Here is a 25,804-nt window from a genome sequence, read left to right as displayed (position 1 = left end):
ATGGAATTACATATCAAACTGATTGGAATCCTCTGCATCATCTTAGCCTGTATTCATGCCTTCTTTCCTCGTTACTTTGGTTGGAAGAAAGACCTGCAACCTATAGCGTTAATCAATCGGCAAATGTTGGAGGTTCATACTTTTTTCTTAGCCTTGGTACTTTTGCTGCTGGGCATACTCTGCCTATCTTCAACGGCCGATCTTATCTATAGCCCGCTCGGAAACCGTATCTGCCTAGGACTAGCAATATTCTGGTTTTTACGACTGCTATTCCAATTCTTTGTCTACTCTCCTAGCCTATGGCGAGGTAAACGAAAAGAAACGATTATCCATATTTTATTTGCTATTCTCTGGCTTTACTTAACCTATATATTTTCAGTAATTGCCTTATTTTAGCCACAAACCGTAACAAATTCTCACGACAGGTCGGATTTATTTTGTAAATTCTACCATGGAAAAGGAAATTATTTTAAACGGATTTCTAATTCACGATAAGCAATCCTTGTTTGAAGAAATCAATCGGGTATTAATGGCCAATGAAGATTGGGAAATTGGCGAAAGCTTAGATGCCCTCAGCGATATCTTGTACGGCGGTGTCGGAATTATCAAAGGCTCGGAACCCATTCGGTTGGAATGGAAGAATTTTGCCGAAAACGAAAGGTGCTTCGGCAAAACGTTTACCATAAAGTTTTATAAGGAAAAACTCCAACATCCTGAGATCTTTAACTCAAAACTCTTACATGAGAAAATACTAGAGCTCAAACATAACCAAGGACAAACCTATATGCAAATGATTTTAGAGATTATTGCCGAACATCCCCATATCAAATTAGTCAAAACCTAAGCATTAGCGCTATTTACCTATATAATGGAACAATCTATCCTTATCTTTTAAGAAAATAACAACATATAGATTTCATCTATTATATATCTAAAGTTTCAATAGGTATTTTCTATAGTTTTCCCTCAATCTATAATCATTCTTTAATTTCTTTTTGGTAATTTTAGTCAAGCGATTAAAACAGAGGTACGCAACCATTGTTTATACGCCTAGATATAGATCAATTAGACATATTATATAAAAACATTCAATAGAAAATTACACACATGGAAAACGGATCAAATGACATCAGTAAATGCCCATTTCACAATGGCAGTATGAACAAAATCAAGGTTGCAGGTGATGGAACCTCTAACCAAGAATGGTGGCCAAATCGTTTAAAAATCGAACTTCTACGTCAAAATGCGAATGTATCCAATCCTATGGATGCGGACTTTAACTATGCGAAAGAATTTAAGAGTTTAGACCTAGCGGGGGTAAAGAAAGATCTGCATGCTTTAATGACTGATTCTCAGGACTGGTGGCCTGCGGATTTTGGACACTACGGTCCTTTATTTATCCGCATGGCATGGCACAGTGCCGGAACCTACCGTGTAGGCGATGGTCGTGGTGGAGCTGGTGCGGGACAACAACGCTTTGCCCCACTAAATAGCTGGCCTGATAATGTTAGCTTAGATAAAGCGCGTCGCTTATTATGGCCGATCAAACAAAAATATGGTAAGAAAATATCCTGGGCGGATTTAATGATCCTAACCGGAAATGTAGCCTTAGAATCCATGGGATTCAAAACATTTGGATTTGCCGGTGGCCGTGAGGACGTATTTGAACCAGAATTAGATGTATACTGGGGATCTGAGAAAACATGGCTAGGTGGCGATGTTCGCTATGCACAAGGTTCTGAAGGTGTAGCAGAGAAACATGGTGTATTATCGGCGGATGATAATGCCGATGGCAAGATCCATTCTAGAAATTTAGAAAACCCACTAGCGGCAGTGCAAATGGGATTAATCTATGTCAACCCGGAAGGTCCTGATGGTAATCCTGATCCATTAGCGGCGGCAAAAGATATACGCGATACTTTTGGTCGTATGGCGATGGACGATGAAGAAACTGTAGCCTTAATCGCGGGTGGACATACATTCGGGAAGACACACGGTGCTGGTCCTGCCGACAACGTAGGTAAAGAACCAGAGGCTGCAGACTTAGAAATGCAAGGCTTAGGCTGGAAGAGCAGCTTTAAATCAGGCGTTGGTGCTGATGCGATCACGTCTGGATTAGAAGTAACTTGGACAACGACGCCAACACAATGGAGCAACAACTTCTTTGAAAACCTATTTAGCTACGAATGGGAATTGACGAAAAGCCCTGCGGGCGCGCATCAATGGGTTGCTAAAGATGCAGGCGATATCGTTCCGCATGCGTTTGACCCGAACAAAAAACAACGTCCAACGATGTTGACAACAGATATTACTCTACGTGTAGATCCGGAGTTCGAGAAAATATCTCGCCGTTTCTATGAGAATCCTGATTTATTTGCAGACGCCTTCTCACGCGCTTGGTTTAAATTAACGCATCGTGATATGGGTCCTAAATCCCGCTATTTAGGTCCTGAGGTTCCTGCCGAAGATTTAATCTGGCAAGACCCTATTCCTGCACTAAACCATCCATTAGTGAATGCCGATGATGTAGCAGCATTGAAAGCGAACATCCTAAACTCGGGATTAACGATTGCCGAAATGGTATCTACTGCATGGGCATCGGCGTCAACATTCCGTGGATCCGATAAACGTGGTGGTGCAAACGGTGCACGTATTCGCCTAGCGCCTCAAAAAGACTGGGCTGTTAATAATCCAGCACAATTACAAAAAGTATTGCATACCCTTGAAGGCATTCAATCCTCATTCAACAACGGTCAGGCAGATGGTAAGCGAGTATCGCTAGCAGATCTTATTGTCTTGGCAGGTGCGACAGGTGTAATTGAAGCAGCGAAAAAAGCGGGCGTTCAAGTATCGGTACCATTTACTCCAGGACGTATGGATGCAACACAAGAGCAAACAGATATCGAGTCAGTAGCTTACTTAGAGCCAATTGCTGACGGATTCCGTAACTATAAGAAAGCAAGATATACCGTTTCTACAGAGGAATTATTGGTTGACAAAGCACAGCTATTGACCTTGACACCTCCCGAATTAGTAGTACTCTTATCAGGTATGCGTGTATTAGACACGAACTTTGATGGCTCGAAACACGGTGTATTTACCGACAGACCGGGTCAATTAACTAATGATTTCTTAGTGAATCTATTGGATATGAATACCGCATGGGAAGCTGTCTCTCCAGATAAAGAACTTTACCAAGGTAAAGATCGCAAGACTGGTGCTACAAAATGGACAGGTACGCGTGCTGACCTATTATTCGGCGCAAACTCTGAATTGAGAGCCGTTGCGGAAATCTATGCAGCAGCTGATGCCAATGAAAAGTTCGTTAAAGACTTCGTAGCAGCATGGCATAAAGTTATGAATGCCGATCGCTTTGACGTTAAAAAATAAAACCATCGGGAAGCCTTAGGCTTTCACGAGTAAGACAAGAAGCCCTTATTAGCATCGTCTAATAAGGGCTTTTCTTTTGACCAGTATATCCATTTTTACCCCTTCGTCCTACCCCTATATCACATCATTACGAAAAGCTTGATAACCACTTTTCTTCTGTTGACATAGCCTGTCAATTCCTTGACTGTAACCTTCGAATTGTAAATTCATCCTTTGAATATTCGATCACAATCCTTTTGCAGCTGACGGCTTTTTCCCGAAGCAGTCTCGAAGCATTCCCATAGTATAGGCTTAATTTGCCTATGTAAAAAAAAGTTTTTTCCTATTTTTCCCAATATAAACTTCGGCAATAGATGTGTTCTTTCGTTTGCCATCATTGCATAAAAAAAGGAGGCAATTTCTACATTGCCTCCTTTACATACTTTAAACCATTTTAAGCGGGAATATTTTCGCTAAGTAGTTTCTTTCCTTCGCTATCAAAATAGGTACAGGTATATTTTTCGAGATCGACCTTCCAGGAGGCGATGCCATTTTCAGCACACATTTTGACGAAATATGGAAAATCAGACTTCCCTTCTTGGTGTTCTTTCAGCTCTTTTGCAAATTGCTGTTTATTGACGCTAGGCGAAATATCCTGCGTTTCGTATTTCGTTGGCGATTGCACCTGAAAACTGCCCACGCCATGGTATACTTCTACCCCATTGCTGACGATAAACTCAAAGGCTGAAACACCGAAACCTTTAATCTCTTGAATATATTTAGGGAAATCAGCACCTGTTTTCACACGAGCATGCGCTTCCTCGATTTGCTGTACTGTAAACATCGTATTACCTTCTTTCGATTATCTTTCAACGAGTTCTTTAACCTCCTCATTATACATATCCACCTTCAGTTCCTTAATTCTAAAGAGCTGTGACCAACGGATAAAGGTACCAATAAATACAATACCCATCAGTAGCATGGCTATACCAGCGAGACTTGCTAATAAGTACTGACCATTCGGGATGTAAATATCCGTTACTTGGATATAACCTGCCCAGAAAGTGATGATTGCCATAAATACTCCAGGAATAGCCGCACAGAGCGCATATTTCTTTCTATTCATACGTATGAGCATTGTTGTACAGACAATTAATCCACAGGCCGCTAGAAGCTGATTGGAAATACCAAACAATGGCCAGATACTACTCACATTTCCAGTGTACACTAAATATCCCCAAGAGAAGGTGAAAATAGCACTACATAGGATTACGCCAGGCCACCAGTTTTTATCTTTGAAAGCCGGGATAACGGATCCCAACATCTCTTGCAAGAAGAAACGTCCAACACGTGTTCCAGCGTCAATTGCTGTTAAAATAAATACGGCTTCAAACATAATGGCGAAATTGTACCAATAGGCCATAACATTATCCATAAACGGCACCTTGTCAAATATATGCGCCATCCCTACAGCGAGTGATACAGCACCTCCGGTACGTCCGTGCAGATCGATACCAATACGTTCGATAAAGTGTGGTAGGTCGACGGCATGCAGTTCCGGGTGGATTGCAAGAAATTGCTCGTATGCAGCAGCGGGAGTATTAATGGCAAAATAATCGCCTGGCATTAACGTACATGCGGCAATTAAAGCCATTAGTGCAACAAAGCCTTCAACTAGCATAGCACCATAGCCAACAAAAAGTATTTCGCGCTCATTACCAAGCATTTTCGGTGTGGTACCTGTAGCGATAATGGCATGGAAACCAGAGATTGCACCGCAGGCAATTACGATAAAGATGAAAGGTAAAACAGGGCCACCAATTACTGGTCCGCCACCATGAATAAATTCGGTTAATGCAGGCATTTGAATGGTTGGCGCAACGAAGATAATACCAATCGTTAACATTAAAATCGTTCCGATCTTCAAATAAGTCGATAGGTAATCGCGCGGTACAAGCAATAACCAGATTGGTAAAACAGAAGCTAAGAAACCATAAACGGCAATCGCTATGGAGATCGTTCCGATGCTCCAATTGAATAGATTGGCAACGGCTGGCATCTCCATTAAATTATGTCCTGCAATAATCCCTACGATTAACAATACGCCGCCTAGTATACTGGCAAAGGTTACTGAACCTTCTCTATAGCGCATGATCAAGCCCATTATAATGGCAATCGGCATGGTTAAGATAATGGTAAACAAGGACCATGGCGCTTCGTGCATTGCCGAAATACAGGCTAATGAGAGTCCCGCTAGGGTTAATATCAAAATAAATAAGACCGCTAGTCCAGCAATTGTTCCAATGGGTTTCGAAATTTCTTTAGATGCGATCGTAGCTAGACTTTCCCCTTTATGTCTCACGGAAGCAAAAAGAACAACCATATCATGTACACCTCCCCCTAATACACATCCGATTAAGATCCACAAGGCACCTGGTAGATAGCCAAATTGCGCTGCCAGCACCGGACCAACTAAGGGACCTGCAGCAGCAATCGCAGCGAAGTGATGTCCAAACAATACCTTTCGATCTGTTTTTACATAATCTTGGCCATCGGCAAATTCCACTGCGGGGGTTGTAATTTTCGAATTTAAGCGAAGGACCTTATTCGCTAGAAAGAGCCCGTAGAACCGATAGGCAATAGCAAAGATCAGTAGTGAGGCAAAGATTAATGTTAAGGCATTAATCCCATTTAAGTCAATCATAAGTTTTCTTTTTGGTGGTCTATTACAATAATGGAGAGCAAACGGTTTAGGAATTGCTCTCCATTTAGGGCTAAATTAAGCAGAATTATCCGTTATGCATAGCATCTAATTTCAAATACGCGCGCATTTTGATCTTCCTGAGCTTTTTTAGCAACCAGTCGAACGCGATCGGCGGACACATTGTCAAAGCTATGTACCACCTTACGCTGGATGTTTTCGCTAACCTCCTCTTTCTTCACTAAGGTACTACCTTTGTAAAGCTCAACGGTATAATCCATCAACATTTCTGGTTGGCGTCCTCTTTTTTGATTCTTCATTACACTGGCCTCACCTGATAGACGAAGGTGTCTGTTCAATCCGGAGTCGAAAGTAAATTCGACCTGTTTCAAGGTTTGAGCTTTATTCCAGCTTAATTCGATAAACTGCTCACCAGAAGCTAAGCTAGCGCGCCATTGGTGGCTATCGCCATCTTGCACATCGCGGTTAAAACCATCGATTACTTTCTTCGCTTCGAAGCCTGGAAGTTCCGATGAAGCCGTCACTTTCGCTTGTAAAGCCAAATCTAATTTATCTTCGTTTTTCACCTTTAGTATCGCTTGATCTTGACGTAGTAAAATCTGCTGATACTCTTTTAGTTTAGCTTTGTTTTGGTAAAGCTGTCTCGGCGTTAAGTTCTCCTTCACACAGAAAGCAACCGCTGTTCCAATCGCTTGTCCCATGGTTGCACAGGTAGCCATTACACGAGTAGTTGAAAGTGCTACGTGCGATACCGAAACATTACGTCCAGCCATAGTTAAGTTGTCAAATGTCTTGCTGTATAAACTACGCAATGGAATTGAGTACGGCCCTTTTAAGCCAATCGAGCGGAAGGGACTTAATGAAGTATCATCCATACCTGCCGGTAAGTGATCATCTAAAGGCCAGCCTCCATAGGCTACACGGTCTTCAAAGTTTTCTTGTTTTAAGATATCATTTTGCGTCATCACGTAATCGCCCGTAATACGGCGACTTTCGCGCTTGCCAGGAATCGATCCAAACCATGATAATGCCCAGTTTGCAGACTCCGGATGGTTACCAGAGTTTTTGATATAATCCCAAACCCCAAAGACAACGCCCATTAAGTCATGACGAATTTTCTGACCGTCATGTACGATATTTTCAAGTCCTCCTAATTCAATCCACCAATATCCATACTCCCAAGAGTGGATTCTACGGTGTTTGAAATCAGAGAACTCATATTTTCTAGCCCAGCTTGGGGCTTTAAAAGGCATCGGTTGATCGTGCTTTTGTGACTGAAACAACAAACTATTTCCCATCGTGATATCATCACGCACTTCCAATCCTAAAGCTTCATTGTATTCTGATTTAGCTTCACGACCACGCATAAACTCGGCGCCTGCTAATGCCGCTAAAGTTCCATCGCCTGTACAATCGGCAAAATGTTTCGCCTTTACCACATAGATTTCCTCGGTTTGCGAGCAATAAGCTTGAATTTCTTCAATTTTCTTACCTTTTGCTTTTGCGCTATACAGCATGGTATCGAAAAGCATCGTGATATTTGGGTTGGAAACCACCTTATCGTACATCACATAATCGAGCATCTCCCAACATCGTTGGGGATTGATATGCGACTCGGTTAACATGACCTCTTCCAGAAGTCCCGTTTCGCGCCATACTTGTCCTAAAGCCGTTGAACCACAGATGTGCATGCGAATTTCGGAACTTGCATTTCCGCCTAAACGAGAACGGTTTTGAATGAAGATCACCTTCAATCCATTTCTAGCTGCCGCCAGTGCCGCACAGAATCCTGCCATACCTCCACCAGCAACGACATAATCGGTTTCTAAATTGCGGATAGCAAATACAGATTCAGGTCCTTTAATTTCACTTTCTTTGATTTGTTTTTCCGTCAGTGTCTTCGCAATTACTGGATCCACCAGCAATGCGCCTGAGCCAATTCCGATGGCTTTTAAAAAGTCTCTTCTATTGTTTTTCATAATTTAAAATTTTTTCGATTAGTTCTTTCTGCTTTGGAGAGGCTTTTGGCCCGTTTTGAAACGCCTTTAAGATGGTTTTCGTCTCCGTATTGGGTGCAGAAATGGAGTTTATAATTTCGCTTATAACATGGGGTTTCATGCTGTCAAAGCGCTTTAAAATAGGATTATATAGCGCAGGGGTCTTGAGTACCCTATTCTCAAGTACGTCAATGGCATAGTGCGGTGTAAAGTCATCCTTCGCAAATAGTAAGTTGATAATCGCGTCTTGATGCAAGACTTCTTCCTTCGGGTCCAAATGCTTTAGGAAATATTCCTGATAAGCCGACACGTCCGAATTAGCGAAATAGCTTGCCCATTTTCGGTCTACATATTGCTTGTTTGCGTAGGCATTCAATTCTTGTTTGATTGGACCATTTACGATATGCCATAAAGTGTATACGGTATACAATGCACCAGGCACTGTCACATTAGAAAACAGAGCCGAAGTAGGCTTCGTTACTGCATCTATTTCCAAGGAGTATTTCTTTTCTTGTTTGTCTAAGAGATCCTCAACATCATAATCACGTAGGGGCGATAGGCTGTCGATCAGTATGCTCTGCAAGCGTTCATAATCTTTCTCGTCGAAGTACTTATGATCAAACTTGGTGAAATGAAAAGATTCTTCCTTACTGAAATGATGGTAATTCCCCAGTAGATCCCAGAATAGATTTACCTCAATGGGCAAACATATCTGATCATTACAGACATTGGTTTGTAGTTGAGTACCATAATAAAGCGCTTTATCAGCGGGGTTCTCAACTACAAACACTGGGAAACTAAGCGTATCGTTGACCGTAAATGTCATGATCGGCTGTTGTTCTTTTTTCAAAGCGGTCCATGATTGGGCTGTTGAAGAACAATACAACAAGCAGGCGATTGATATAAGCAATAGTTTCTGTAGCATGTCTATGTTTAGGTTGATTAGGTTCTACAAGTTAGTAATTTGGATTCTGTTTTAATCCACTTGTCAATACTTCTGTTGAAGGAATTGGCCAGATATACTGCTTATTCGCATCAAATTTGCGGATGGCAATCTGTTTTACAAGCCCTTGATTGTAGAAAGGAGCAATATCCGCTAGACCATCCGTATCGATATCTGGTGCCGTTGGTGTAAACCATTTGCCCGTATTGACTACTTTGGATACTAAATCTCCGGGATCAAGCAAGCCATAGTTTGGTCTGTTTAATACCTTTTCGGCTAGCTTCCAACGGATAATATCCATATAACGAAGACCTTCGAACGCAAATTCCATACGGCGTTCGGTACGCAAGATGGTACGTAGCGCTGCTTGGTTCGTATTGGTTACCTTTGGATAGCCAGCGGCCGATTTATCTACTTTATAGGCTCTAGCTCTAACCGTATTAATGGCATCAAGCACTGAAGCATCGATTTCATTTAATTCGATCTTTGCCTCTGCATACATCAATAAGACGTCTGCATAGCGAATAATAATATTATCGGGTTCTACACGCCAAGAGTTTAATAACCAATCGGAGTCTACGCCCTTTTTCCATATTAATCCGTTGAACGAAGCATAGGTTGCTACCGCGCGGTTATCATTGTTGTTGACATCGGCACCGGTAGATACCTTTTTGGTTTTTAAAGCTAAAGGATGTGGATCGAAAATATAATCCAAATGTGCTGATCCAAAAGGTACAATCGTAGCAGCACAACGTGGATCTCTATTAGCAAAAGGGTTCTTTGGGTCGAATAATGGCGACTCGTCAATAGGCAATCCATCGGATCCTAAGAAAGAGAACATTAGATCCCAAGAAGGATCGAATTGCGCCCATCCGCCTGCATTTCGCGATACGAAAGATTGGCGACCACTAAGAGCTACTCCTAAGGAAATTGAGCGTGGCAATAAGAAGATGGATTCTGGAGATTGCTTTGTTTTCGATAAAAATAGATTATCAAAGTCAGTATGCAGTTTATAGATACCCAAATCGATACAAGCTTTTGCCGCTGTTTTTGCCGTGGCATAATCGCCCATATATAAAGCGATCCTTGCTTTCATGGCTAGGGCGGCCCCTTTTGTTGCTCTTTTGAGTTCATTTGAGGCAAAAGACTCGCGCATATTGGCGATACCAAAGTCAAAGTCCTCGTATATTTTCTTTAAGAGCTCCTCTGGTGGCATCTGTCCGATTTGCATTGCCTCCTCGATCGTCAAGGTTTTATCGGTATACACGACGTTCTTATAGTGGCTCAATAAGTACGAGAACATACAAGCCCGAATAAAGCGAGCCTCACCTTTGTACATATTGATTTGACTTTCTGAAAGTGAACCCGCGGCACGATCCATACTTTCCAAAACGGTATTTGCGCGTGCAATCGCTTTGTAGGTGTCATTCCAGTTGGTGATTACAAATCCAGTTTGTCCATTGATGGTAGCATTGGTGATATCGGTTAATCCATCGCGGTTAATCCAATCATCAGTCCACTCGTCGGCATCTTTCTTCCACAAAGCTTCGCGGTAAAGATCGTTTAAGGACATGATAATCTCTTCGGCATTGGAGTTCCAAGTTTCACTGGAACCCTGAGACAAGGGGTTTAAATCAAGTTTCTGACATGAAAACAGAGACATTGATAAGCATATATATATAAATTTACGTTTCATGATCTTAGAATTAGAATTTCACATTTAAACCAAATAAAAAGGATGCTGTGATCGGGTATGTAAATGATGTCATTTCAGGATCCCATCCTTTCGGGAACTTATTAATCGTGAAAATATCATTCGCAGTAAAAGACACGCCCATTCCTTTCACATAATATTTCGCTAAGAAAGCTTCTGGAATTTGGTAAGATAAATTCACAGACTTCAAGCGGAAATATTTACCATTAATCATCCAAAAGTCTGACATGGCGTAATTATTCGAAGATGAGGTGTTTGAATATCTTGGATATTTAGCTGCTTGATTCTCTGCATCGGTATTGTATTTAGACCAGGTATTTCCATCGAGTATATTCAGGAAATTCCCCCAGTTTTGTTGATACGGTTGAATCATATCTGTTGTTTGTCTAGTATTTTGTTTACCGACGCCTTGTACAACAACATTTAAGGATAAGCCAGAATAGCCTACGCTAATTTGACCTCCGTAAAGGTATTGTGGTAATGAACCGCCCAAGAACACACGATCGTACTCAGGAGATATCTTACCATCAGGCGTACCATCAGGTCCAGAAATATCTTTGTATCGTACGTCGCCAGGTTTCACATTGGCGTTTAAGACAGGAGAATTCGCTACCTCATCTGCGGTTTGGAATAATCCATCGGATACATATCCGTACCACTCGTTGAACTCACTACCCTCTTTCTTTACTTGATCGCCTAGGAATTCTGTTCCTCCTAAATCGCCCATCACCGACTTAAAGTTGGAAATATTGAACGATACAGCATAGTTGAATTTATCCTTTCTGTCTTTCCATCCTAAAGCTAGTTCCCAGCCTTTGGTATTCATTTTCCCGGTATTTTGGTTCGGGTTGTTAAATCCAATATAACTAGGAATCTGTAAGGCTAATAGCATCTCTGAAGTAATTTTCTGATAGACATCAAAAGTTGCCGACAAGCGGTTGTTTAAGCCTTGGAAATCTAATCCTAAATCATAAGATTCTGTTTTTTCCCAGCTAATATCCCGGATTGCATATTGCCATTGTGAAGCAGATTGCGCAGATACCGCAGTATTTCCATTATAGAATAGGGCGCTATTCGCAAACTGTATAAGCGATTGATATGGATAGTTACCTATACGCTCATTTCCTAACGTACCGTAGGAAGCACGCAGTTTAAGGAAATTCAACCAAGGGATGTTTTTCATAAAGTTCTCTTCAGATATCGACCAACCGGCAGATACTGAAGGGTACATACCCCAACGGAATTCTTTTGCAAAACGGGAAGAACCATCGTAACGCACATTCGCTTGTAAGAAGTACTTGTTCGCATAGTTATACATTGCTCTACCAAAATATGAACGGTAGGCATTCTCATAAGCTGAACCAGAGTTATCTCTAAATTCCAATGGTCCTAGATCTAAATACGGATATCCACTTAATAAATATTGATCTCTCGATGCTGATAAATCTTCATTGTAGTAATAGAAAGATTCATAACCAGCTAGGAAGTTTAAGTTATGTTTACCTAGGCTCTTCATGTAGTTACCCAAAAACTGAGTCGTATACTGGTAGCTCTCTACTCTCGATTCGCTCAGTTTTGTCGTTTCGTAACCATTAACATAACCTAAGCGCTGTTCTGGGTTATTCCATGCAGTATACGGCACTTTTGTACGGAAAGCTTTGGTTCTATCAAAGTTAAAAATCGGTGCTATGACCCCGGTTAAAGTTAATCCGTCAATTGGTTTTAAATCGAGTCCAATTTTACCACCGAATTGGGTGTATTGGTATTTCGTTTGCCCACCTTCATTCAACATTCCATAGATATTATCGCCATCTTTACCTGAGGCAACACGTCCATCGTCCCATACACCAGCATAAATTGGCGCTGTTATCCCCATTCTATATAGCGGATCTATCGACGGGCGATTATCTGTTGTTCTTTTAAAATTCAAATCGACTACAGCCGCTAAATATTTTGTTACGTCGATATTATTATTGATTCTAGACGTTAGGCGTTCATAATTACGATGCACATATAGCGCGTCGGTATCATCATAGCCCAAGGAGAAACGTGTTCTCAGGTTCTTGCCGGACCCAGCCACCGAAAGCTGATGTGCTTGTCTACCAGCACGGTCTTTAAGCAATAGCTTTTGCCAATCTGTAATTGGATGCAGATTCGGGTTTTCCTGATTCAACGTTGGATAATTATCCACTAGATCTTTTGCATAGATCGGATACTCGTTTTGATTATTGTTGTTATCGTTCCAACGGAGCTCATTTACTAATTGTAGATAGCGTTGCGCCCCTACATATTCAGGCAACTGCGTTGGTGCTTCCCAACCAAAATCGGTATTGTATTCCAAAGATAGCTGTCCTTCTTTTCCTCTTTTCGAGGTAATAAGAATGACCCCTGCAGCAGCTCTGGAACCGTAAATCGATGCAGACGCCGCGTCTTTTAGGACGGTTAGGTTTTCAATATCATTTGGATTGACTTGGTCCAATCCGCTGATAGGCACCCCATCCAAAATAATCAATGGGTTTAATCCGCCATCCGTAATCGTGGTAATCCCCCGTACCCGAATAGTTGCGGCCGCACCTGGCGCATTGTTGTTCCGCGTCGCCATCACTCCTGGTATTGCACCTTGTAGGGCCTGCGATAATTGCGTTGTTTTACGAACAGCAATATCTTTTCCGTCGACAGAAGAGATCGCTCCCGTCAGGTCTTTTTTCTGAACGGTACCATAACCGATGACAACGACCTCATCAAGTTCATTATCGTCTGGTTTTAAGCGGATTAAGATGCTGTTGGATTGATTGGTCTTGGCAACAAAATTCATAACTGAATCACGCTGATAACCAACATGGTAGACTAAGATGTTATACAATCCATCGGCAGTCAGATTGGTTAGATTAAATATCCCCTCCTCGTTGGATACAAACCTGTCCTTGTGTTGTGATTTTTGATTGAGTACTTCGATTGTTGCACCTGGGATGGCAATACCATCCGTGCTAATCACTTTCCCTGTTGCACGGAGATTATTCTGCGCAACAGCTTGTTGAAAAAGTGATAATAGCCCATAGATTAGCAATGGGTAAATTACTTTACTTTTCATGGTCATAAGTTGTTTATAATGGTTATTGGTTACTAAAAAATTACTTATTTGATTCTTATAATATTATCTTTTATAGTAAATGTGCATCCATTTATTTGGCAGAAAATCGTTAGTAGACTTTCTAGGTTATCATTTTGGTATAGTTCGCCGGTGAAATTTCCGTCTATAATTCTTGGGTTCTCAACATCGATGCTGACGTCATATAGACGCTCCATAATGCTGAATAAATCGGTATTCGAGACGCCATTGAAGTTGACGACTTGATTTGACCAAGCAATACTACTGGTCGGATAGTTTCTGCTGACCTTACTCTTTTCTTCCTCCCAGGCCGTATGGTAACCATTCTTTTTCTGGTCAAGATGGGAATAGGTAAAATCTGATTTATTGATAATAATCGTCGTTGGAATATTAAGTTTCACTTGATTATCTAGCTTATTGGTTGGATCTTCTAAAACGATCTTTCCTTCCAAAAGCCTGACAATTAGATTGTCGGCGTTATAATCGGCAATTGAGAACGCAGTACCTACTGCACGGGTCTGAATGCCTTGATTAATCACGCGGAACGGATGTGCTGTATTAGGCTGCACGAAGTAGGTAACTTCGCCAGCCACTTGATTGATAATACGATCTTTGGCAAAATTCCGCAGGTAACTCAATTTGGCTTGTGGTTCTAATTTCACGCGACTGCTGTCGGGTAACACATACCACTCCGGGTTTTGACTGTTATTGAAAATCTCCATGCTGATAGGATTGTCCAGGTGCTCTGGACTATCATGCTTTCCTAATTTATAGAAGGAGAAGGCTACAAATACCAAGATGGAAGCGGCAATCAAAATTCGCTTCATCAGAAGATACTTGTTCGGTTTTGCTACAATACGCTCAAAAATAGCGTCTTTCTCGGCATGCGAAGCGCGAATTAATTCCTGTTCAGGAATATGCTCAAAAATCTGAATCTTATCCAGTTCCTCATCATGGCTTTCCAAATAGGAAGCCACATCCTTACATTCGTTGTAAGAACATTGATTTGATAGAAACTTCGTTAAGATATCCTTGTTCACAATTGATAATTTGGTTCGCTTTTATAGGTATATACGTCGGGAAAATGAAAACTACGTACGCTGTAAAAAAAAATATTTTTTAGAGGTGCAGTAGGATGTAAATCAAGGCGAGGATTTTTCGGAGTTGTTGGACAGATTTATAGATATGAGTTTCGACCGTTCGCACGGACACGTTGAGCTTTTCAGCGATTTCTTTATGGCTATATCCTTCGATATAAGCTAATTGGAATACTTCTTTACGTACCGGTGAAAGTCCATTAATGGCCTGCGTTAGGGAATCCTTAAGATCCGTACTCAGTTCATCGACAGGGATTCTATCTTGTTGTTTTAAACTGTCAATTAGCTGTCTTTCTTTAGATTCTTTGCGCAGCCAATCGATAAATACCAATTTTCCCTTACGGAAAAGCTGTATTTCGAGGGTTAATTCTGGGGTATAGCTATCGCGGTACCTCCAAAACTTAATAAATGTTTGTTGGGTTAGATCTTGTGCAATTTCATAGGAGCCGGTTTTTCTATAAAATCCGGTGTATATGCGATCGTAGTACGTATTAAAAACTTCTCTAAAGCTCTCTTCATCAATCAGTAAATACATAATGAGATTCCATTGGGCCTTTTTGGCTTGCTAAATTAGTATAACAGGTGATGGCATTCCAAATTTAGCATAATATATGAGAATTTACTAGCCTCATTCGGAAATCTATTTTTAAAGCAAGATGACTTTCCAAGCATTCGACAGTTCATTTCTGGCGATTAATTCTTTGGCTTTCAAAAGTTGATGGGTTAAGCGGGTGGACTCATCGCCAATAAAAGCGTTGAGTAGCTCTTGGATTTCAGGTTCATATTGATAGGCATCGATTTCTTTTTCTTCCGGCAATTGCGCGACGGATTGTAGTTTGCTGATTTCCTCGGCAGTGAAAATATTCGATTCGCTGACAAAAGTTGGTATTTCGATCATAGACATAAAAAAAGCTGAACGGATTAAAGTTCAGCTTTTTTTGAATGATTATACAATATTTTATAATTTTTCGATGACTTTATTTGCGAATTCGCTGGTCTTCAAGAGGGTCGCTCCTTCCATTAGATTATAGAAATCGACGGTCACCGTTTTTTCTTTGATTGTTTCCGCTACGGCTTCAACAATGGCGTCTGCCACTTCTGTCCATCCCAAATACTCAAACATCATCACACCACTCAGAATGACAGAGCAAGGGTTCATGGTGTCGGTATTTGCAAATCGTGGTGCTGTACCATGTGTTGCTTCGAAAATGGCATGTCCTGTTTTATAATTGATGTTCGCCCCTGGCGCAATTCCTATTCCACCAACCATTGCCGCTAAAGCATCCGAGATATAATCCCCGTTTAAGTTTAAAGTAGCAATCACATCGAAGTCTTGTGGCGCTAATAGAATTTGCTGTAAGAAATTATCAGCGATTATGTCCTTGACAATAATCTTTCCTGCCGCTTCAGCAGCCTTTTGCTCTGCATTGGCTTCATCAGCACCTTTTGTCGCTTTCGTCTGCTCCCATTGATTCCAGGTATATAATTTATCGCCAAACTCTGTTTCGGCTAATTGGTAACCCCAGTTCTTGAATGCGCCTTCGGTATATTTCATAATATTCCCCTTGTGCACAATAGTGATGGATTTTCTACCCTCGCTAATCGCGAATTCAATAGCAGCGCGTATTAAACGTTTAGAGCCTTCCTCTGACACAAACTTCAATCCCACCCCTGTACTATTGCTGAAGTTATAATCGACGCTTAGGTCATCTCTTAGGAAGTCCTGCAATCTTTTTGCTTCCGCAGTCCCTGCCGCAAACTCAATACCAGCATAGATATCTTCAGTATTCTCCCGGAATACCACCATATCTACCTTTTCAGGATGTTTTACAGGCGACGGTACACCTTCATACCATTTAGTTGGACGCTGACAAACATATAGGTCTAATTCTTTTCTAAGAGCCACGTTAAGGGAACGAATTCCACCGCCAATTGGTGTTGTTAATGGGCCTTTAATACCGACTAAATATTCTTTAAAAGTGGTCAATGTTTCTTCTGGTAACCAATTTCCAGTTTCATTGAATGCCTTTTCTCCCGCTAATACCTCTAACCAATTCACTTTTCTTTGATCGCCATAGGCTTTGGCAATCGCTGAATCAAATACGCGAACTGAAGCATGCCAGATATCTGGTCCTATTCCATCCCCAATAATGAAGGGTATACTTACAACATCAGGTACCTTTAATTTCCCTGTGCTGTCTATTGTTATTTTATCGCTCATCTATATTAGTTTTTCTCTTTACCAAACATATTTCCAATTTCACGACTAATCTTACGGAAAATTGGTGCGGTTTGCACATCTTCGTATTCGTCGATATGTAGATCGGCAACACGTGAAGGGAATATTAAGATCAAGTTTTGATTTTTGTAAAACTTGCCGACACGCTTTGCAAGACCATCTAAAGAATCTCTGTAGGATACCTCACCAGAACGTGCGGATACAAATACCAATAGGGAGTCTGCATTGCTGAAGGTCGCTAAGCCGTATATATTATCCCAGTCTTCGTATAAATCGTAGCTTACTGGAATACTGGATTGTAAAGTGTCTAACATTAATTCAATCGACTGCTTCGTTCTGAAATTACAAACATAACGTACTGGCAATGAAAGCTCTTGTGCGAACTTGCACATTTTCTCCATCCAATAAGCAAATCCTACTTCTGATTCTGCCAATGGAGGAACAAAAATAGTGATGGATTTGTTTGTAATAAATGGTTTATCTAGTCGACACATAAACAAACTGGCGTCTGTTCGATTTAAGATACTCTCCGTTTTCTCACCGACAATTTTCTCGACGAAGGAAGTCGCAGAAGGCCAGCCAAGAATTAAACAATCGGCGAATGCTTCTCGGGACGCACGACCAATACCGTTTGCAATATTAAAATCAATGGCAGTAATCAGTTCAACATCGGTTTCTGATCCCGATGCATAACGCGCCATCTTATCTAAGTTCTGTCGGGCAAGCTGTACATTGCGCTCGGCCTGCTCATCATTGGGAACGACACTTAAGATATTTAATGGATGTGGTGATTTCTTCGATTTTATTAGAGTAGCGAAGTCTAAGATTGCTTCCATATTACTCAAATTTGCAATTGGAATTAGGATTTGCTCCTCATGCTCTTCAACATGCTCCATATGCTTCTGATCTTGATGTCCAGCCATAACAATCTTCTTCGAGGCGTTCTCCGTAACGATAGATGCAATGATACAGCTCACAAGAATTAGGATAATCGTTCCGTTTAAGACATTCTCATCAATGATTTGATTATTGTAACCGACCATGATAATTGCAAGGGTTGCAGCAGCATGTGCGTTACTTAATCCAAATATCAGGTTACGCTCGGTGTTATTGTATTTAAATGTCCATTGAGTCGCCGTTGCGGCTAAGAATTTGCCGACCACACCGACCAAGGTAAGTACACCTGCTACATAGAATACCGTCAGTCCCTCCGCCTTAGTGAATACGGCGATGTCGACGATCATCCCTACGGAGATCAGAAAGAAGGGAATAAAAATTGCATTCCCGATAAACTCAATTCGGTTCATTAAAGCCGAAGAGTGTGGAATTAACTTATTGAGGGCAAGTCCAGCAACGAAGGCTCCGATAATGGGTTCTAAGTTGGCCATCTCGGCAAGGAATGCCGCGAAAAATACTACCGTTAGTACAAAAATATAATGTGCTGTTTTTTCGCCTTCAATCTTTTCAAAAAACCATTTGGCAATCTTTGGAATGACGCCAAACATAATAAAGAGGAAGATGGCAAAGGATACACCTAGGGTTACCCAGAATTCATTATTGATATCGCCCTGTGAGGCGCCTTTAATGACTGCCAAGATTATCAGTACCGCTGTATCAGTTAGGATTGTTCCCCCAATGGTGATGGCCACGACTTCGCTTTTGGATATACCGTAGCGATTGACAATAGGATACGACACGAGCGTATGCGTTGCGAACATACTTGCAATCAGGATGCTTGTTAATAAGCTATAGTCGAGGATATAATAACAAACGGGGAAACCAATAGAGATGGGGATAATAAAGGTAAAGAATCCAAACATTAAGCTTTTATGCTTTGTTTTTTTGAATTCATTCATGTCTAATTCCAGTCCGGCTATAAACATGATATATAGTAATCCGATGGTAGAAAATAGATCGACCGCGGAGTTCTTCTCTAGCCAATTTAATCCATGCGGTCCGATAATCATTCCAGAGATAATCAAACCGATAATTCCGGGAACTTTAATGGGTCTTAGAAGAATTGGGGAGAGTAAAATAATGAATAATACAAGGGAAAATATAAGTACAGGATTGGTTAATGGCGCTTCGAATGCATGTGATAAGTGGTCAAAAACTTTATTCATAGATTTTCGCTTGTTTGTTAATACAACTTCAATCAGCTGTAATTGTTTTGCTTGCGTAAGATAGCGAAAATTCTAATTTTTTCCGAAAAATAAGCGCTTACTGTAGCGATTCTACTTAAACTGAATAGTCTTAATTGGTGATATTCTGCTGATTAGCATGGAAGGAATAAATAGGGTAATTAAGGCAATTCCAATCAATGCGATATTTAGCCATACGACTGTTAACCAGGAGATATCCATCGGTACAAACGAGACGTAATAAACGGATGGATCGAGCTTAAAGAAATGGGTGCTGCGTTGGAAATAATAAAGCAACAAGGCTAAGAAATTGCCGAGTAACAATCCGTAACCAATCAGGTATAAGGAGTTATACAAGAATACAACTCTAATTTTACTATTCTGCATGCCCAAGGATTTCAATATACCAATCATGGAAGAGCGTTCTAGGATGCTAATCAATAAGGCAGAGATCATATTGATCACCGCGACAACGACCATCAATACAAAGATGATGTTGTCGTTCATATCGAGCATATTTAGCCAATTGAAGATATCGGGCATCTGTTCGACAACATTGGTTGCATACAGCTCGATGGGTAATTGATCATTGACATCCTGTGTTGTCTTGGCTAGTAGATTAAAGTCTCGGACACGTACTTCATAACCGCCGACTTCATTGTCCGCAAGGTTATTGAGCTTGCGAATTAGGGATAATGATCCGATTACATAAACTTTATCGAGCTCTTCGGAGTTGGTGGTATAGATTCCACGAATGGTAAACTTACGTTTCCGAACGGGCTCTTGAATAAAGTACATAATGAAACTATCGCCTACTTTGAGGTTCAGTCGATTGGCGATAAGACTAGAAATAAGAAGCTGATTTTCGGCATTCTCTGCTGAGAAGTCTATGGTTTCACCTTCGAGAATTGTTTTCGACAGGAATTCTTGATCGTAATCCTTATCGATTCCCTTGAGTAAGACGCCTTCAACCTCGCCTTTGACATTCATTATCCCCGCTTTGGTTGCGAATGGATAAACGTTAATGACATTACTATCTTTTTCTAAGCTGTTAATTTGATCCTTGGAGAGTGAAATCGGCGTATTGACATAGGAATCGTTGCGATCATTTTTTAAGATAATGACGTCTCCAAAGAACCCTCGTTGCTTATCGGTAATTTCTCCTTTAAACCCACGCAGAATTGCCACGGCCATGATAATTGCTAGAATCGCAAGCGTCAATGCCGCAATCGTCACTCGAACAATCAGCTTCGAAAATGTACGATTGCCAGTTAGGGTAATTCGTTTAGCGAGGAAAAATGGAAAATTCAAGCTTAAATTAAATTTGTAACTTCGCAAAGGTATAAAAATTCAATTCAGATTCGAATTTGAAATTACATAATCAAGATTCTTTATGCGTATTATATTCATGGGCACCCCTGATTTCGCGGTTGCCTCTTTAAAAGCTCTCTTGGATGCTGGTGAACAAGTTGTTGCTGTTGTTACGGCACCAGATAAGCCCGCTGGTCGTGGTCAGAAGCTACACCAATCGGCTGTCAAAGTATTTGCTGTAGAACATAACATCCCTGTTTTACAACCTGAGAAGTTACGATCTCCTGATTTTATTGAGGAGCTTCGCTCCTATCAAGCGGATCTGCAAGTTGTTGTTGCTTTTCGTATGCTTCCTGAGTTGGTTTGGAATATGCCTCCTCATGGTACGGTGAATGTGCACGGTTCTTTATTGCCTCAATATCGTGGTGCTGCCCCTATTAATCATGCGGTGATCAATGGAGAGAAAAAGACAGGTGTAACGACTTTCTTATTACAACATGAGATTGATACAGGTAATGTGTTATTTTCTGATGAGGTTGAAATTACGGAATCAGATGATGCCGGTTCGGTACACGATAAATTAATGAATTTAGGAGCTTCCTTAATTGTACGCACAGTTGATGCAATAAAAAACAAGGATATTCATCCTATCCCTCAAGATGAGATGATTGACGCTTCAGCGATTAAACATGCACCAAAAATATTTAAGGAAGACTGCTTAATCAACTGGAATCAGTCGACAGAAACGGTTTATAACTTTATTCGGGGACTAAGTCCTTACCCTACGGCTTTTAGTTATTTGGATCAGAAAGTCCTAAAAATTTATAAGACAACGAAAGAAATAGCAGCGCATAGTTATGCTGCTGGGGCATTTCTTAGTGATGGCAAGACCTTTATTAAGGTGACAACAATAGATGGTTTCATTTATTTAAATGAAATTCAAATTGAAGGTAAAAAACGTATGAGTGTAACAGATTTCTTAAGAGGCTATAAATCGGAGGAAATACTTACGATTCTTTAAACTTCAAGATATCCCCGGGCTGACACTCCAATGCGCGACAAATAGCATCCAAGGTTGTTAATCGAATGGCTTTCGCTTTTTGATTCTTAATAATGGACAAATTTGACAGCGTTATCCCCACTCTGTCACTCAATTCGTTGAGTGACATTTTTTTTCGAGACATCATCTCGTCTAAGTGAATCATAATTGGCATACTCTATTTTTTTATTCTGATATTTTCTTAAAAACAATATGTTCGTTGAAATGTTTTATTCTCAGAATAATAAATGGTTAGAATAGGAGTTTAATTAATATTAATTGTAATAAAAACATGGAGACAGGGCTGCAGAACTAATCTTTGGAATGATTTTTGCGAACAGTTTTACCTCAACTCACCACGGCTAAGTAACTCATAATGAGTTAATAATTTACAATTATATTAGAATTTAATGGAGAAATTTCGCTATGTTTGCGAACATTTCAGAATAGAAAGGTTTATATTATTAAATGAGACAGCTCAAAATTACGCAATCCATCACCAATCGTGAGTCCCAATCGTTAGACAAATACTTACATGAGATTGGCAAAGTAGATTTAATTTCCGCCGAAGAAGAAGTTATTCTAGCGCAAAGAATCCGCGAAGGTGATCAAGTAGCATTAGAGAAATTAACAAAAACCAATCTTCGTTTCGTCGTTTCCGTTGCAAAACAGTACCAGAATCAAGGCCTTACCTTAGGCGATTTGATTAACGAGGGCAATTTAGGCTTAATTAAGGCAGCAAAACGCTTTGACGAGACAAAAGGTTTCAAATTTATTTCTTACGCAGTTTGGTGGATTCGTCAATCTATTCTTCAAGCAATTGCAGAGCAATCTCGTATCGTTCGTTTACCATTAAACCAAGTAGGGTCTTTAAGTAAGATTAGTAAAGCCTTCTCTAAATTAGAGCAAGAATACGAGCGTGAACCGTCACCAGAAGAGTTAGCAGACATCCTTGAAACAACCGTTGACAAGGTTTCAGACACATTGAGTAACTCTGGTCGTCACGTATCTATGGATGCTCCATTTGTACAAGGAGAAGAGAATACGTTACTTGACGTATTGGAAAATAGCGATCCGGATACAGATAGTTCATTAATTGATGAGTCCTTATCGGAAGAGATCAAACGTTCATTGGCAACATTGACCGAGCGCGAACGTGAAATTATTGTATTATTCTTCGGATTAGGTTCAAATCATCAGTTATCACTTGAGGAAATCGGCGAAAAATTCAGCTTGACGAGAGAACGTGTTCGTCAGATTAAAGACAAGGCGCTACAACGTCTACGTCATACATCAAGAAGCAAAATTCTAAAATCATATTTAGGATAACATTTTATTGAAAGCATAAGTAGAGCGCAATTTAACGATTGCGCTTTTTTTTTGTTTGTTTCATTTCTTACGCTCACAGTAAAAAAAATTGCCTCTACTATTTCTAGTAGAGGCAGCTCTTTAATCTTGCTTAAAGAAAAATTATTTCTTGTGTAATTGTTCGTAAAGATCAATTACTTTCTTCTGCAAATCGATTACCTCTGCTTCACGAGCTTGTAATCTCTTTTGTAGTTCATTAACTTCATTCTGAATTTGCTTATCTTCTTCAGGATCTGAAGTTGATAAAAGTTGTACTAACGATAAGCCAAACAACTTTGAGATTTGATTTAGCCTCGATAGATTTACATCTGTAATTCCCGTTTCAATTTTTGAAAACGCAGGAATAGAGATGTCCAATCGCTTGGCCACATCCTCCTGACTCCAGCCCTTCTGGTGTCTAAGTAATCTAATTTTTTTTCCTAATGCATTCATGGGTAAAATGTAAAATATTTATTTATTAAGTAATTATCAAATTTAAACAAATAAAGTATATTTCAAAATCCCAATATTAAAATTTTAGAAAATTTTTAAAAGAATCTTAAAAATTTCTTAAAAATTTGTCTGCAAAGCTTGACATATTTACCCCATTGTAATTGTTTGAACTCATAAATAGCAAATTGTATCCTGTAGACTTAAACCCTTCAAGAAACACCTCTAAATCAGCTACTTGCGTAATTACACGAAAAGCGGGGTGATTGAAAGCCTGAGTTAAATTTGCTATTGCATTATCCAATACTATATTTTTTTCCTTTAAAAGAGAAATATTCATAAATACGACAGCAAAATCAGACTCATTCATGCTATTCGCATACTCTTGAATAAAGTGCGGATCCAAACTATCGTAAGCATTAAGTTCAATAATGGTAACGAGATCTTGCGTTGGGAATTGCTCTTTTACCGCATGTATACTCGCGCGTAGCTTCGATGGTGTATGCGCAAAATCCTGGTAAACCACGCTCCCATTCTGGCTAGCTACAAATTCTAAATAACGAATTGAACTCTTAAAGTCCTGAATGGCATCGTAAAACTCATCACGTTTGACTCCTAACCATTCACAGACAGTGAAAGCACCGGCTACGTTGGAAAGGTTATGTTTTCCAAAGATCTTTAATGGAATGCGATCTTCTCCATGATTTAAGTATGTTACCCCCTTGTTAATTGAGTATTCTGGAAGCTTATAACCATGACGATTGATTTTAATATCCATAGTACGCTCTACGATCGCTCTAGTGCGTTCGTTTTCCTTATTGTAGATCAGCGTACCTTTCGGAACGATCGTTCGTATAAAGTCTTCAAATTGCTTGTAGTAAGCCTCCTCTTCAATTACTGCTTTGAAGTGATCCCATTCTACACCAGAAATTAAAGCGATATTCGGTTTGTACTCCAAGAATTTGGAGTGCTTGTCTACTGAAGACGCATAATATTCATCGCCTTCAATAATAATGAGATTATGATCTGGATTAAGTTGAAGTAGGTCATCAAATCCCTCCAGTTGCGCGCCGACTAAGTAGTCAAAGGGCTTTCCTAACTTCTTCAGCACATGCATTATCATACTTGTAATCGTCGTTTTCCCATAAGTACCCGCAATAACCACCCGTATCTTATCGACACTTTGCTCATATACGAATTCGGGAAAAGAATAGATCTTTAAGCCTAGTTCCTGTGCTTTCTTAAGCTCAGGATTCTCTCCATCGGCATGCATTCCGAGGATAACGGCATCGATATCATCTGTTATTTTTTCTGGAAACCAGCCTAATTCCTTAGGCAATAGTCCTGCTTCCAACAGATGGGATTTCGAAGGTTCGACAATTTGATCATCGGATCCACTAACCTGATGGCCTTGTTCAGCTAGATTAATAGCCAAATTATGCATAATGCTTCCGCCAATGGCAATAAAATGAATACGCATTTATTTAGCTTTAGTAAACTTGGCTGCACACCAATTATCGAGAACTTTATTTTCCACATATTGGAAACCAACAGAGATAGCCTTTTGTTTTAAGATATCTAAATCCTCAGCCTCATAGAAGCCTGAAAGATAGAGTTCTCCTCCATTTGTTAAGCAAGCAGAATAGGTGTCCAACTGATCCAACAAGATATTGCGATTAATATTGGCTAGAATTGTATCAAATTCCAAGCCTGCTATCGCTTCCTTAGATCCTAGCTTCGCGGTTATATTTGTCACCGAATTCAGCTGCGCATTTTCAACGACACTGTCTACACAGATTGGATCGTAGTCTACCGCTAGCAATTGCTTAGCCCCTCTTTTTGCTGCGAGAATCGCAAGAATCCCCGTCCCACAGCCCATATCCAATACATCCTTGTCTTGGAAATCATTCTCCAATACAAACGATAGCATCATAGAAGTGGTTTGATGATGACCGGTTCCAAAGGACATCTTTGGATCAATAATAATTTGATAAAGGTATTCAGGATGATCTTCGTGGAAAGTCGCACGTACGTAACAGGTATTATCGACTAAAATCGGGTTAAAATTACTCTCCCATATTTTATTCCAGTTTTCCTCTACGATATCTTTCACTTGGTAATCTAAGTCAAAGCCTTGAACCTCATTCAAAAGAAGAGATTCTAAAGCTTGAACATCCAAATTAGCGCTAGGGATATAGGCTTCGAAGCCACCATCGATATCTTCGAAGGTGTCAAATCCAATCTCCGCTAATTCGGAAATTAGCAAATCCTTTTGCCAGTCTTCAATAGTTGAAGATGTAAAAGTAACTGCTGTATATTTCATAGT

Annotated in this window: 21 protein-coding genes; 5 read left to right on the top strand and 16 right to left on the bottom strand. The window is 40.2% G+C overall.

Annotated features, from left to right (window positions below):
• From GFH32_RS09550 to katG, 3 genes are all read left to right on the top strand, one after another.
• Complete coding sequence (locus GFH32_RS09550; protein WP_153511395.1) at positions 1-396, top strand: hypothetical protein; 396 nt, start codon at positions 1-3, stop codon at positions 394-396.
• A 55-nt stretch (positions 397-451) separates the two neighbouring features.
• Entirely contained in the window at positions 452-844 is a 393-nt protein-coding gene (locus GFH32_RS09545; RefSeq protein ID WP_153511394.1) for a barstar family protein, read from the top strand.
• Positions 845-1,107: 263 nt separating this feature from the next.
• Positions 1,108-3,390 carry a catalase/peroxidase HPI gene (katG, locus tag GFH32_RS09540; RefSeq protein ID WP_153511393.1) on the top strand — a complete coding sequence of 761 codons (2,283 nt, stop codon included), beginning with the start codon at positions 1,108-1,110 and terminating at the stop codon, positions 3,388-3,390.
• 433 nt (positions 3,391-3,823) lie between these two features.
• Here katG and GFH32_RS09535 read toward each other — a convergent pair whose 3' ends face one another.
• The 12 genes from GFH32_RS09535 to GFH32_RS09480 all read right to left on the bottom strand — a co-directional run bounded on the left by GFH32_RS09535 (position 3,824) and on the right by GFH32_RS09480 (position 20,642).
• Complete coding sequence (locus GFH32_RS09535; protein ID WP_153511392.1) at positions 3,824-4,213, bottom strand: DUF1398 domain-containing protein; 390 nt, start codon at positions 4,211-4,213, stop codon at positions 3,824-3,826.
• 18 nt (positions 4,214-4,231) lie between these two features.
• Entirely contained in the window at positions 4,232-6,073 is a 1,842-nt protein-coding gene (locus GFH32_RS09530) for a carbon starvation CstA family protein (RefSeq protein ID WP_194285634.1), read from the bottom strand.
• 92 nt (positions 6,074-6,165) lie between these two features.
• The gene (locus GFH32_RS09525; RefSeq protein WP_153511391.1) at positions 6,166-8,070 is read right to left on the bottom strand and encodes an FAD-dependent oxidoreductase; all 1,905 of its coding nucleotides are present in this window, start codon (positions 8,068-8,070) and stop codon (positions 6,166-6,168) included.
• Positions 8,057-9,013, bottom strand: a complete 957-nt coding sequence (locus tag GFH32_RS09520) for a hypothetical protein (RefSeq protein WP_153511390.1) — start codon at positions 9,011-9,013, stop codon at positions 8,057-8,059. The genes GFH32_RS09525 and GFH32_RS09520 overlap by 14 nt, the downstream gene beginning before the upstream one ends.
• A 31-nt stretch (positions 9,014-9,044) precedes the next feature.
• Positions 9,045-10,727, bottom strand: a complete 1,683-nt coding sequence (locus GFH32_RS09515) for a RagB/SusD family nutrient uptake outer membrane protein (RefSeq protein ID WP_153511389.1) — start codon at positions 10,725-10,727, stop codon at positions 9,045-9,047.
• A 10-nt stretch (positions 10,728-10,737) separates the two neighbouring features.
• Positions 10,738-13,836: a SusC/RagA family TonB-linked outer membrane protein gene (locus tag GFH32_RS09510; protein WP_228384101.1), complete on the bottom strand. Its 3,099-nt coding sequence runs from the start codon at positions 13,834-13,836 to the stop codon at positions 10,738-10,740.
• 44 nt (positions 13,837-13,880) lie between these two features.
• The gene (locus tag GFH32_RS09505) at positions 13,881-14,894 is read right to left on the bottom strand and encodes a FecR family protein (RefSeq protein ID WP_153511387.1); all 1,014 of its coding nucleotides are present in this window, start codon (positions 14,892-14,894) and stop codon (positions 13,881-13,883) included.
• A 79-nt stretch (positions 14,895-14,973) separates the two neighbouring features.
• On the bottom strand, positions 14,974-15,486 hold the full coding sequence (locus tag GFH32_RS09500) for an RNA polymerase sigma factor (RefSeq protein ID WP_153511386.1): 513 nt from the start codon (positions 15,484-15,486) through the stop codon (positions 14,974-14,976).
• Positions 15,487-15,597: 111 nt separating this feature from the next.
• Positions 15,598-15,849: a hypothetical protein gene (locus tag GFH32_RS09495; protein ID WP_153511385.1), complete on the bottom strand. Its 252-nt coding sequence runs from the start codon at positions 15,847-15,849 to the stop codon at positions 15,598-15,600.
• Between the two features lie 60 nt (positions 15,850-15,909).
• Complete coding sequence (icd, locus tag GFH32_RS09490; RefSeq protein ID WP_153511384.1) at positions 15,910-17,172, bottom strand: NADP-dependent isocitrate dehydrogenase; 1,263 nt, start codon at positions 17,170-17,172, stop codon at positions 15,910-15,912.
• Between the two features lie 5 nt (positions 17,173-17,177).
• Entirely contained in the window at positions 17,178-19,313 is a 2,136-nt protein-coding gene (locus tag GFH32_RS09485; protein WP_153511383.1) for a cation:proton antiporter, read from the bottom strand.
• 111 nt (positions 19,314-19,424) lie between these two features.
• Entirely contained in the window at positions 19,425-20,642 is a 1,218-nt protein-coding gene (locus GFH32_RS09480; protein WP_153511382.1) for an ABC transporter permease, read from the bottom strand.
• An 82-nt stretch (positions 20,643-20,724) separates the two neighbouring features.
• Between GFH32_RS09480 and fmt the strand changes: the two genes are divergently transcribed.
• Positions 20,725-21,663: a methionyl-tRNA formyltransferase gene (fmt, locus tag GFH32_RS09475; protein WP_153511381.1), complete on the top strand. Its 939-nt coding sequence runs from the start codon at positions 20,725-20,727 to the stop codon at positions 21,661-21,663.
• On the opposite strand, the gene GFH32_RS09470 is transcribed toward fmt, so the two are convergent.
• Complete coding sequence (locus GFH32_RS09470) at positions 21,650-21,856, bottom strand: helix-turn-helix domain-containing protein (protein WP_153511380.1); 207 nt, start codon at positions 21,854-21,856, stop codon at positions 21,650-21,652. The genes fmt and GFH32_RS09470 overlap by 14 nt on opposite strands.
• A 293-nt stretch (positions 21,857-22,149) precedes the next feature.
• Between GFH32_RS09470 and GFH32_RS09465 the strand changes: the two genes are divergently transcribed.
• Positions 22,150-23,010 (top strand): sigma-70 family RNA polymerase sigma factor, encoded by an 861-nt coding sequence (locus GFH32_RS09465; protein WP_093096797.1) that lies wholly within the window; start codon positions 22,150-22,152, stop codon positions 23,008-23,010.
• 141 nt (positions 23,011-23,151) lie between these two features.
• Here the strand turns inward: GFH32_RS09465 and GFH32_RS09460 are convergent, their stop codons facing one another.
• The 3 genes from GFH32_RS09460 to prmA all read right to left on the bottom strand — a co-directional run bounded on the left by GFH32_RS09460 (position 23,152) and on the right by prmA (position 25,801).
• Positions 23,152-23,481, bottom strand: a complete 330-nt coding sequence (locus GFH32_RS09460) for a helix-turn-helix domain-containing protein (protein ID WP_149526016.1) — start codon at positions 23,479-23,481, stop codon at positions 23,152-23,154.
• Between the two features lie 106 nt (positions 23,482-23,587).
• Complete coding sequence (locus tag GFH32_RS09455) at positions 23,588-24,958, bottom strand: UDP-N-acetylmuramate--L-alanine ligase (protein WP_153511379.1); 1,371 nt, start codon at positions 24,956-24,958, stop codon at positions 23,588-23,590.
• Entirely contained in the window at positions 24,959-25,801 is an 843-nt protein-coding gene (gene prmA, locus GFH32_RS09450) for a 50S ribosomal protein L11 methyltransferase (RefSeq protein ID WP_153511378.1), read from the bottom strand.
• Between the last annotated feature and the right edge of the window lie 3 nt (positions 25,802-25,804).

The organism is Sphingobacteruim zhuxiongii (assembly GCF_009557615.1).
Classification (GTDB): domain Bacteria; phylum Bacteroidota; class Bacteroidia; order Sphingobacteriales; family Sphingobacteriaceae; genus Sphingobacterium; species Sphingobacterium zhuxiongii.
The sequence above is the reverse complement of the archived record's forward strand: the minus strand, read 5'-3'. Positions and strand labels throughout refer to the sequence as shown.